10 protein-coding genes are annotated in these 9986 nt (G+C 55.0%); 8 read left to right on the top strand and 2 right to left on the bottom strand.

Translation table 11 applies throughout. The annotated features are described in order from the left end of the window. Window positions 1-89: 89 nt before the first annotated feature. The gene (gene icd, locus M989_RS14075) at window positions 90-1340 is read right to left on the bottom strand and encodes an NADP-dependent isocitrate dehydrogenase (RefSeq protein ID WP_064546336.1); all 1251 of its coding nucleotides are present in this window, start codon (window positions 1338-1340) and stop codon (window positions 90-92) included. A gap of 215 nt (window positions 1341-1555) precedes the next feature. Here icd and rluE point away from each other — a divergent pair, with 215 nt between their 5' ends. From rluE to M989_RS14115, 8 genes are all read left to right on the top strand, one after another. Then, on the top strand, window positions 1556-2218 hold the full coding sequence (rluE, locus tag M989_RS14080; protein ID WP_074398800.1) for a 23S rRNA pseudouridine(2457) synthase RluE: 663 nt from the start codon (window positions 1556-1558) through the stop codon (window positions 2216-2218). A gap of 221 nt (window positions 2219-2439) precedes the next feature. Then, window positions 2440-2901, top strand: a complete 462-nt coding sequence (locus tag M989_RS14085) for an NUDIX hydrolase (protein ID WP_064546340.1) — start codon at window positions 2440-2442, stop codon at window positions 2899-2901. Between the two features lie 53 nt (window positions 2902-2954). Further along, the gene (gene mnmA, locus M989_RS14090) at window positions 2955-4064 is read left to right on the top strand and encodes a tRNA 2-thiouridine(34) synthase MnmA (protein ID WP_064546342.1); all 1110 of its coding nucleotides are present in this window, start codon (window positions 2955-2957) and stop codon (window positions 4062-4064) included. Window positions 4065-4139: 75 nt separating this feature from the next. Beyond that, window positions 4140-4781: a high frequency lysogenization protein HflD gene (hflD, locus tag M989_RS14095; RefSeq protein WP_064546344.1), complete on the top strand. Its 642-nt coding sequence runs from the start codon at window positions 4140-4142 to the stop codon at window positions 4779-4781. A 3-nt stretch (window positions 4782-4784) separates the two neighbouring features. Next, the gene (gene purB / locus M989_RS14100) at window positions 4785-6155 is read left to right on the top strand and encodes an adenylosuccinate lyase (protein WP_064546345.1); all 1371 of its coding nucleotides are present in this window, start codon (window positions 4785-4787) and stop codon (window positions 6153-6155) included. 126 nt (window positions 6156-6281) lie between these two features. After that, window positions 6282-6956, top strand: a complete 675-nt coding sequence (gene phoP, locus M989_RS14105) for a two-component system response regulator PhoP (RefSeq protein WP_064546348.1) — start codon at window positions 6282-6284, stop codon at window positions 6954-6956. Then, the gene (gene phoQ / locus M989_RS14110; RefSeq protein WP_064546350.1) at window positions 6953-8416 is read left to right on the top strand and encodes a two-component system sensor histidine kinase PhoQ; all 1464 of its coding nucleotides are present in this window, start codon (window positions 6953-6955) and stop codon (window positions 8414-8416) included. Before phoP ends, phoQ begins: the two co-directional genes overlap by 4 nt. Before the next feature lie 77 nt (window positions 8417-8493). Further along, window positions 8494-9615, top strand: coding sequence for a ribosomal protein uL16 3-hydroxylase (locus M989_RS14115; RefSeq protein WP_064546352.1), 1122 nt, complete (start codon window positions 8494-8496; stop codon window positions 9613-9615). Between the two features lie 73 nt (window positions 9616-9688). Here M989_RS14115 and M989_RS14120 read toward each other — a convergent pair. Beyond that, window positions 9689-9986 (bottom strand): M20/M25/M40 family metallo-hydrolase (locus M989_RS14120; protein WP_157093557.1); only part of this gene is annotated, 298 nt, incomplete at its 5' end.

Consider the following 9986-nt stretch of genomic DNA (forward strand, 5'->3'; position numbering starts at 1 on the left):
TACATGATAAACGGTTGATAGCCGTTCGAACTCTAATAATAAAAACGGGAACCAACCGGCTCCCGTTTATCACTAACCCAGCAAGTGGATTACATATTCGCGATAATCGCGTCGCCAAACTCTGAACATTTCAGCAGCTTAGCGCCTTCCATCAGACGTTCGAAGTCATAGGTCACGGTCTTGTTGTTGATAGCGCCTTCCATACCTTTAACGATCAGGTCAGCCGCTTCGAACCATTCCATATGACGCAGCATCATTTCTGCGGACAGGATGATAGAACCTGGGTTCACTTTGTCCTGGCCTGCATACTTCGGTGCGGTACCGTGGGTCGCTTCGAACAGTGCGCACTCGTCACCGATGTTGGCACCCGGTGCGATACCGATACCGCCAACCTGCGCCGCCAGGGCGTCAGAAATGTAGTCACCGTTGAGGTTCATACAGGCGATAACGTCGTATTCTGCCGGACGCAGCAGGATCTGCTGCAGGAACGCATCGGCGATCACATCTTTAATGATGATCTCTTTGCCGGTGTTCGGGTTCTTAATTTTCTGCCACGGGCCGCCGTCGATCAGTTCGCCGCCGAATTCGTCGCGAATCAGCTGGTAGCCCCAGTCTTTGAACGCGCCTTCGGTGAACTTCATGATGTTGCCTTTGTGCACCAGGGTCAGGGAGTCACGGTCATTGGTGATCGCATATTCGATCGCCGCACGCACCAGACGCTTGGTCCCTTCTTCGGAGCACGGCTTGATGCCGATACCGCAATGTTCCGGGAAGCGAATTTTCTTCACGCCCATCTCTTCGCGCAGGAATTTAATCACTTTCTCCGCGTCAGCAGAGTCCGCTTTCCATTCGATACCCGCGTAGATGTCTTCGGAGTTTTCACGGAAGATAACCATATCGGTCAGTTCTGGGTGTTTAACCGGGCTAGGGGTACCCTGGTAGTAACGAACCGGACGCAGACAAACGTACAGGTCAAGTTCCTGACGCAGCGCAACGTTCAGAGAACGAATGCCGCCGCCAACTGGCGTGGTCAGTGGGCCTTTGATAGCAACGCGGTAATCACGGATAAGATCCAGCGTTTCTGCTGGCAGCCATACGTCCTGGCCGTAGATCTGAGTGGATTTTTCCCCGGTGTAAATTTCCATCCAGGAAATTTTACGCTCGCCTTTGTAGGCTTTCTCAACAGCGGCATCAACCACTTTCAGCATTGCCGGAGTCACGTCAATGCCGATACCGTCGCCTTCAATAAATGGGATAATCGGATTGTGTGGCACATTCAGCTTGCCGTCTTTCAGGGTGATTTTTTGACCTTCCGCCGGAACAACTACTTTGCTTTCCATTCACCTCTCCTTCGAGCGCTACTGGTGTGCTCGTCATCCTTTACGCCACAGGTTCTTGCCGCTACTACACCCACTCCACCGAGTCTGGAGATGCACTGTCTTACCGTCTTCCTGCAACACAAAGAGTTAGAGCATTTTTGTTAATGTTTTGTAATAAGCCTGTCAATACTACCTGATTGTTTGGCGCCATGAAAGACTCTCGTTCTTAGGCTATAATGCGCGAATCTATAAAGCCTGAAAATACTATGATTAAAACTTCTTTTAGAAAACACCGAGTTGAGCGATTCAGCTCAAAACAAGCCGCTAAGCCGCGCCGGGATAACCAACCAAAACGCGTCATTCTGTTCAATAAACCCTATGATGTTTTGCCGCAGTTTACCGACGAAGCAGGCCGTAGCACGCTGAAAGATTTTATTCCCGTACAGAATGTGTACGCTGCCGGGCGTCTTGACCGCGACAGTGAAGGCCTGCTGGTGTTAACAAACGACGGCGCCCTGCAGGCCAAACTTACGCAGCCGGGCAAGCGGACGGGAAAAATTTATTATGTGCAGGTCGAAGGGGAACCGACGGAAGAGGCCATAGACGCGCTGCGGCATGGCGTCACGTTGAACGATGGGCCAACGCTGCCGGCCGGTATCGAACGCGTGGACGCTCCCGACTGGCTGTGGCCGCGTAACCCACCGATACGCGAGCGCAAGTCGATCCCGACCGCCTGGCTGAAAGTCACGCTGTATGAAGGCCGCAATCGCCAGGTCCGGCGGATGACCGCCCACGTGGGTTACCCGACGCTGCGATTAATTCGTTATGCCATGGGCGATTATACGCTGGATAACCTCGGTAACGGCGAGTGGCGTGAAGCCGACGGCGAGCGCGGATAGCCTTCTTCCGGCAACGGATGCCTGGAAATATCAGGGACAACAATACGCTTAGCTGTTTCCAGGAACCGGTTAGCTGATGTCGCCAGGGTTTTCAGCACCACAAATCACGGTGACGCTTCGCCATCAGCAGAGCGTCATGATGATGTAGAACAGGCGTTTGATTTTCCCCTCTCCTTCTTTATATCCTTATCTTCTTTCTCGCCCGATAAGGATGCCGACGCATGTTTAAACCCCACGTTACAGTTGCCTGTATTGTTCACGCCGCAGGCAAATTTCTCGTCGTTGAAGAAACCATCAACGGTAAAGCGTTATGGAACCAACCCGCAGGCCATCTTGAAGCGGATGAAACGCTGGTACAGGCTGCCGAGCGCGAACTGTGGGAGGAGACCGGCATTCGCGCGACTCCGCAACACTTTATTCGTCTGCACCAGTGGATTGCACCGGACCGCACGCCGTTTCTGCGTTTCCTTTTTGCTATTGAACTCAGCGAAATTTGCCCTACCCAGCCGCACGATAGTGATATCGACCGCTGCCTTTGGGTCAGCGCGGAAGAGATCCTTCAGGCTAAAAACCTGCGCTCGGCATTGGTGGCTGAAAGCATCCGTTGCTATCAGCAGGACGAGCGCTATCCGCTGTCATTAATCGGCGCATTTAACTGGCCGTTTACCGAGGGTGCCAAGTAACGGGCTGCGTGCTAGAATATGCCGCCTTGAAGTCCAATGTCGTGAGTATTCCAATGTCAGAAAGCCAGAAAAAAGTGATCGTCGGCATGTCCGGCGGTGTTGATTCCTCCGTTTCCGCCTACCTGTTACAACAACAGGGCTATAAGGTGGAGGGCCTGTTCATGAAGAACTGGGAGGAAGACGACGGCGAGGAATACTGTACTGCCGCCGCCGACCTTGCCGATGCGCAGGCGGTGTGCGATAAGCTCGGCATTGAGCTGCACACCGTGAACTTTGCTGCCGAATACTGGGACAACGTGTTTGAACTGTTCCTGCAGGAGTACAAAGCGGGCCGCACGCCGAACCCGGACATCCTGTGCAACAAAGAGATCAAGTTTAAAGCCTTCCTGGAGTTCGCCGCAGAGGATCTCGGCGCCGACTACATCGCCACCGGCCACTACGTGCGCCGTGCTGACGTCGACGGTAAGAGCCAGCTGCTGCGTGGCCTTGATGGCAACAAAGACCAGAGCTACTTCCTTTATACCCTGGGCCACGAACAGATCGCGCAAAGCCTGTTCCCGGTTGGCGAACTGGAAAAGCCGCAGGTGCGTAAAATCGCCGAAGAGCTGGATCTCATCACCGCGAAGAAAAAAGACTCTACCGGTATCTGCTTTATCGGCGAGCGCAAATTCCGCGAGTTCCTCGGCCGCTACCTGCCCGCGCAGCCGGGTAAAATCATCACCGTTGATGGCGAAGAGATTGGCACCCATCAGGGATTGATGTACCACACGCTGGGTCAACGTAAAGGTCTGGGCATCGGCGGCACCAAAGAAGGCAGCGAAGATCCGTGGTATGTCGTCGATAAAGACGTCGAGAACAACATTCTGGTTGTCGCTCAGGGTCACGATCACCCGCGTCTGATGTCGGTGGGTCTGATTGCCCAACAGCTGCACTGGGTCGATCGCGAGCCGGTCACCGGTACCTTCCGCTGCACGGTGAAGACCCGCTACCGTCAGACGGATATCCCTTGCACCGTGACCGCACTGGATGAAGAACGTATTGAGGTTCGTTTTGATGAACCTGTTGCCGCGGTCACCCCTGGTCAGTCCGCCGTGTTTTACCGCGGTGAAATCTGCCTGGGTGGCGGCGTGATTGAGCAGCGTTTGCCGCTGCCAGTGGAATAAAGCCCTCACCTGAGTAGGGCGTAACACAGTCTGCCTGGCGTCGCGCCGTCGGGCAGGCGCCAACAAGGAGTTAGCGTGGCGAAGAATTACTATGACATCACCCTGGCGCTGGCGGGAATTTGCCAGTCAGCCCGTCTGGTGCAGCAGTTGGCCCATCAGGGGCACTGCGACGGCGAGGCGTTACACGTTTCGCTGAACAGCGTTATCGACCTCAACCCAGATTCCGCGCTGGGCGTGTTCGGTGGCAGCGAAGCAAATCTTCGTCTCGGCCTGGAAACCCTACTCGGCGTGCTCAATGCCAGCAGCCGTCAGGGTCTGAACGCCGAGTTAACCCGCTATACTCTTAGCCTGATGGTGCTTGAGCGGAAGCTCGCCGCCGCGAAAGGCGCCATGGACACGCTGGGTAACCGCATCAATGGGTTACAGCGCCAGCTCGACCATTTTGATTTACAGTCCGATACCCTGCTGAGCGCCATGGCGGGTATCTATGTTGACGTCATCAGCCCGCTCGGCCCGCGTATTCAGGTCACCGGCTCTCCTGCAGTGCTGCAAAGCCCGCAGGTTCAGGCCAAGGTTCGTGCCTCGCTGCTGGCCGGGATCCGCTCTGCTGTTCTGTGGCACCAGGTCGGCGGTGGACGTCTGCAGCTGATGTTTTCTCGTAATCGCCTGACTGCTCAGGCAAAACAAATTCTTGCTCATTTAACCCCGGAGTTGTGATCTATGGAATTATCCTCACTGACCGCCGTTTCCCCTGTCGATGGACGCTACGGCGATAAAGTCAGCGCGCTGCGCGGGATTTTCAGCGAATATGGTTTGCTGAAATTCCGTGTACAAGTCGAAGTACGCTGGCTGCAAAAGCTGGCCGCACACGCAGCCGTCAAGGAAGTTCCTGCTTTTGCTGCCGACGCAAACGGTTACCTTGATAGCATCGTAGCCAACTTCAGTGAAGAAGACGCTGCGCGTATTAAAACTATCGAGCGTACAACCAACCATGACGTGAAGGCGGTCGAGTATTTCCTGAAAGAAAAAGTGGCGGCTGTGCCTGAATTACACGCCGTATCCGAGTTTATCCACTTCGCCTGCACCTCCGAGGACATCAACAACCTGTCCCATGCGCTGATGCTGAAAACCGCACGTGAAGACGTGGTGCTGCCGTACTGGCGTAAGATTATCGACGCCATTAAAGATCTGGCGGTACAGTATCGCGATATCCCGCTGCTCTCCCGTACCCATGGTCAACCTGCCACGCCATCCACCATCGGTAAAGAGATGGCGAACGTCGCTTACCGTATGGAACGTCAGTTCCGTCAGCTCGGCCAGGTCGAAATTCTGGGCAAAATCAACGGCGCGGTCGGTAACTACAACGCCCACATTGTTGCCTATCCAGAGGTTGACTGGCACCAGTTCAGCGAAGAGTTCGTCACCTCGCTGGGCATTCAGTGGAACCCGTACACCACCCAGATCGAACCGCACGACTATATTGCCGAACTGTTTGACTGTATCGCTCGTTTCAACACGATCCTTATCGACTTCGATCGCGACGTGTGGGGCTACATTGCGCTGAATCACTTTAAACAGAAAACCATCGCCGGCGAGATTGGTTCGTCCACCATGCCGCACAAGGTCAACCCAATCGACTTCGAAAACTCCGAAGGCAACCTGGGCCTGTCCAACGCCGTATTGCAGCATCTGGCCAGTAAACTGCCGGTTTCCCGCTGGCAGCGTGACCTGACCGACTCTACCGTACTGCGTAATCTGGGCGTGGGTATCGGCTATGCGCTGATCGCTTATCAGTCCACGCTGAAAGGGGTGAGCAAACTGGAAGTGAACCGCGATCGTCTGCTGGACGAACTGGATCACAACTGGGAAGTCCTGGCTGAGCCGATCCAGACCGTAATGCGTCGCTACGGTATCGAGAAACCGTATGAGAAGCTGAAAGAGCTGACCCGCGGCAAACGCGTCGATGCCGAAGGCATGAAGCAGTTCATCGACGGCCTTGCGCTGCCGGAAGAAGAAAAAACCCGCCTGAAGGCAATGACCCCGGCGAACTATATCGGCCGCGCCATCACCATGGTCGACGAGCTGAAATAATCCCGGCTCTATCCCCTTCTTCGTTCTGAAGAAGGGGACTTTCCCACCAATTTAATAAATGTTTATCTCCATAACGACATAATCAGCGTTAAACTATTCACGTCGTTAATTTAATGGAGAAACAGCATGCGCGTACTCGTCGTAGAGGACAACGCTCTGTTACGTCATCACCTGAAAGTTCAGCTCCAGGAAATGGGCCATCAAGTGGATGCCGCAGAAGATGCGAAGGAAGCAGATTATTATTTAGGCGAGCACATTCCCGATATTGCTATTGTCGACCTCGGGTTACCGGACGAAGACGGCCTGTCGCTGATTCGCCGCTGGCGTAGCCACGATATTTCACTGCCGATTCTGGTGCTGACCGCACGTGAAAGCTGGCAGGACAAAGTAGAAGTATTGAGCGCGGGGGCCGACGACTACGTCACCAAGCCGTTCCATATTGAAGAAGTGGCCGCCCGTATGCAGGCGCTGATGCGTCGTAACAGCGGCCACGCCTCGCAGGTGATCTCCCTGCCACCGTTCCAGGTTGACCTTTCACGCCGCGAGCTGTCCATCAATGAAGAAGTGATCAAACTCACCGCTTTCGAATACACCATTATGGAAACGCTGATCCGTAATAATGGCAAAGTGGTCAGTAAAGATTCTTTAATGCTTCAGCTCTATCCGGACGCCGAGCTGCGCGAAAGTCACACTATTGATGTGCTGATGGGTCGCCTGCGTAAAAAAATTCAGGCCCAGTACCCGCAGGACGTCATTATTACCGTACGCGGCCAGGGCTATCTGTTCGAACTTCGCGAATGAAAAATATCCGACGGCATATTCTGCCGCTGTCGCTGCGGATGCGATTTCTGCTGGCGACGGCCGCCGTGGTTATCGTTCTGTCGCTGGCCTACGGCATGGTGGCGCTGGTAGGCTACAGCGTCAGCTTTGATAAAACGACCTTTCGTCTGCTACGCGGCGAGAGCAACCTGTTCTATACCCTCGCCAAATGGGAAAATAATGTCCTGGACGTTGAGATTCCCGATAATCTCAATATGCAGGGTCCGACGGTTGCGCTGATTTACGACGACAAGGGTAAATTGCTGTGGCAGCAAAAAAATCTGCCGTGGCTGATCCAAAGCATTCAACCCGAGTGGCTGAAAGGCAATGGCTTTTATGAGATTGAAGCCAATGCATCGTCTTCCAGCACGCTGCTTCACGGCAATCACGAGATTCAAAAAGAACTCACCGAAATGCAGCAAGCAGGTGATGATTCCGAGATGACGCACTCGGTGGCCGTCAATAGCTACCCGGCGACCAGTACGATGCCCGCACTCACCATCGTGGTGGTGGACACTGTCCCCATTGAGCTTAAACGCTCCTACATGGTCTGGAGCTGGTTCTCCTACGTGCTGGCCGCCAACCTGCTGCTGGTCATTCCTCTGCTATGGATTGCCGCGCACTGGAGCCTGCGCCCTATCGCCGACCTCACCCGTGAAGTGCGTGAACTAGAGGATCACCACCGTGAACACCTCAACCCGGACACCACCCGCGAGCTGACGAGCCTGGTTCGCAACCTCAACCGGCTGCTGAAAAGCGAGCGCGAGCGCTATGATAAGTATCGCACCACCCTCACCGACCTGACGCACAGCCTGAAAACGCCGCTGGCAGTGCTGCAAAGTTCGTTGCGTTCGCTGCGCAGCGAAAAAATCAGCGTCAGCGAGGCAGAACCGGTGATGCTCGAGCAAATCAGCCGTATCTCGCAGCAAATTGGCTATTATCTGCATCGTGCCAGTATGCGCACCGACAATGCGCTGGTCAGCCGTGAACTGCACCCCGTGGCGCCGCTGCTGGATAGCCTGACCTCCGCGCTGAATAAGGTCTACCAGCGCAAAGGGGTCAATATCACGCTGGATATTTCACCGGAAATTACCTTTGCCGGCGAGAAAAACGACTTTATGGAAGTGATGGGTAACCTGCTGGATAACGCCTGTAAATACTGTCTTGAATTTGTCGAGGTTTCCGCCCGTCAGACCGATGATTATCTGCATATTATCGTTGAGGATGATGGGCCAGGCATTCCGCAGAGCAAGCGCGATATCGTGTTCGACCGCGGCCAGCGCGCCGATACCATGCGGCCAGGCCAGGGCGTTGGCCTGGCCGTCGCCCGCGATATTGTCGAACAGTACGACGGGCAGATCGTGGCTCGCGATAGCCTCCTCGGCGGCGCGAAAATGGAAGCGATCTTCGGTCATCAGAATCTGGACGGTCACGAAGGGTAAATTCTGTTTCCGCAGCAGGGGTAGTTTTGTGAATAAGATGTATAATCCGGACATACATCTGCTGCGGAAAAAGTCATATGGAATACCACTTAACGTTAAACTGGCCCGATTTTCTGGCGCGCTACTGGCAAAAACGCCCGGTCGTGCTTAAACGCGGCTTCGCCAATTTTATTGACCCCATTTCACCGGATGAACTGGCTGGTCTGGCGATGGAAAATGAGGTCGATAGCCGACTGGTGAGTCATCTTGACGGTGACTGGCAGGTCAGCCACGGTCCGTTCGAAAGCTACGATCATCTGGGAGAGAGCAACTGGTCGCTGCTGGTTCAGGCCGTTGACCACTGGCACGAACCTTCCAGCGCGCTGATGCGCCCGTTCCGCGCCCTGCCCGACTGGCGCATCGACGATCTGATGATCTCCTTCTCCGTGCCTGGCGGCGGCGTTGGTCCGCACGTCGATCAGTATGACGTCTTTATTATCCAGGGCACCGGCCGTCGCCGCTGGCGCGTAGGCGAGAAAACGGCGCTCAAGCAACACTGCCCACACCCGGATTTGCTCCAGGTGCAGCCGTTTGACGCCATCATTGATGAAGAGATGGAGCCCGGCGATATCCTCTATATTCCACCTGGATTCCCGCACGAAGGCTATGCGCTGGAAAACTCGCTCAACTATTCCGTGGGTTTCCGCTCGCCAAACAGCCGCGAGCTGATTAGCGGTTTTGCCGACTATATTCTGCAACGCGATCTGGGCAACCAGCACTACAGCGACCCGGACGTTCCGGCGCGCGATCACCCGGCAGATCTGCTGCCACAAGAGGTGGATCGTCTGCGCGATATGATGCTGGGGCTTATACAGCAGCCTGAGCATTTCCAGCAGTGGCTGGGGGAATTTATCAGCCAGTCGCGCCACGAGCTTGACGTTGCGCCGCCGGAGCCACCGTATCAGCCGGATGAAATTTACGACGCGCTCCAGCAGGGCGACATGCTACAGCGTCTGGGCGGGCTGCGGGTTATTCGCATTGGCGATGATTTCTTCGTTAACGGCGAGAAAGTGGACTCACCGCACCAGCATGCGCTGGATGCAATGGCGGGCAGTATTATGCTGGAAAGTCAGCACTTCGGTGAGGCGCTGGACGATCCGTCGTTCCTGGTGATGCTGACCGCGCTGGTCAACAGCGGATACTGGTTCTTCGCCGAATAAACGACCGGACCAACGCCTTATCCGGCCTACATAAAAAAACCCGGCTCAAATCTACGCCGGGTTTTATTACGGGCTAGCTGCGCTTGGCCGTCAGCTCAGCGATACGCACAATCACCTTCACCGCCTTCTCCATCCCTTCCAGGGTCACGAACTCGTGCTTGCCGTGATAGTTATAGCCGCCGGTGAAAATGTTCGGGCAGGGTAGCCCCATAAACGACAGCTGTGCGCCGTCGGTGCCGCCACGGATCGGCTTGAGATCGGGCTCAATATCGCAATCGCGCATCGCCTGCTGGGCAATATCGACAATATGCGGATGCTCCGCCACCTTCTCGCGCATATTGTAGTAGCTGTCTTCGATGATCAGCTCAATA

The sequence above is a fragment of the Kluyvera georgiana ATCC 51603 genome (assembly GCF_001654985.1).
GTDB classification, from domain to species: Bacteria; Pseudomonadota; Gammaproteobacteria; order Enterobacterales; family Enterobacteriaceae; genus Kluyvera; species Kluyvera georgiana.

Coding starts and splice junctions, on each gene's coding strand:
- icd (WP_064546336.1), bottom strand. CDS start 1,340: ATGGAAAGCAAAGTAGTTGTTCCGGCGGAAGGTCAAAAAATCACCCTG.
- rluE (WP_074398800.1), top strand. CDS start 1,556: ATGCGCGAATCTATAAAGCCTGAAAATACTATGATTAAAACTTCTTTT.
- M989_RS14085 (WP_064546340.1), top strand. CDS start 2,440: ATGTTTAAACCCCACGTTACAGTTGCCTGTATTGTTCACGCCGCAGGC.
- mnmA (WP_064546342.1), top strand. CDS start 2,955: ATGTCAGAAAGCCAGAAAAAAGTGATCGTCGGCATGTCCGGCGGTGTT.
- purB (WP_064546345.1), top strand. CDS start 4,785: ATGGAATTATCCTCACTGACCGCCGTTTCCCCTGTCGATGGACGCTAC.
- phoP (WP_064546348.1), top strand. CDS start 6,282: ATGCGCGTACTCGTCGTAGAGGACAACGCTCTGTTACGTCATCACCTG.
- phoQ (WP_064546350.1), top strand. CDS start 6,953: ATGAAAAATATCCGACGGCATATTCTGCCGCTGTCGCTGCGGATGCGA.
- M989_RS14115 (WP_064546352.1), top strand. CDS start 8,494: ATGGAATACCACTTAACGTTAAACTGGCCCGATTTTCTGGCGCGCTAC.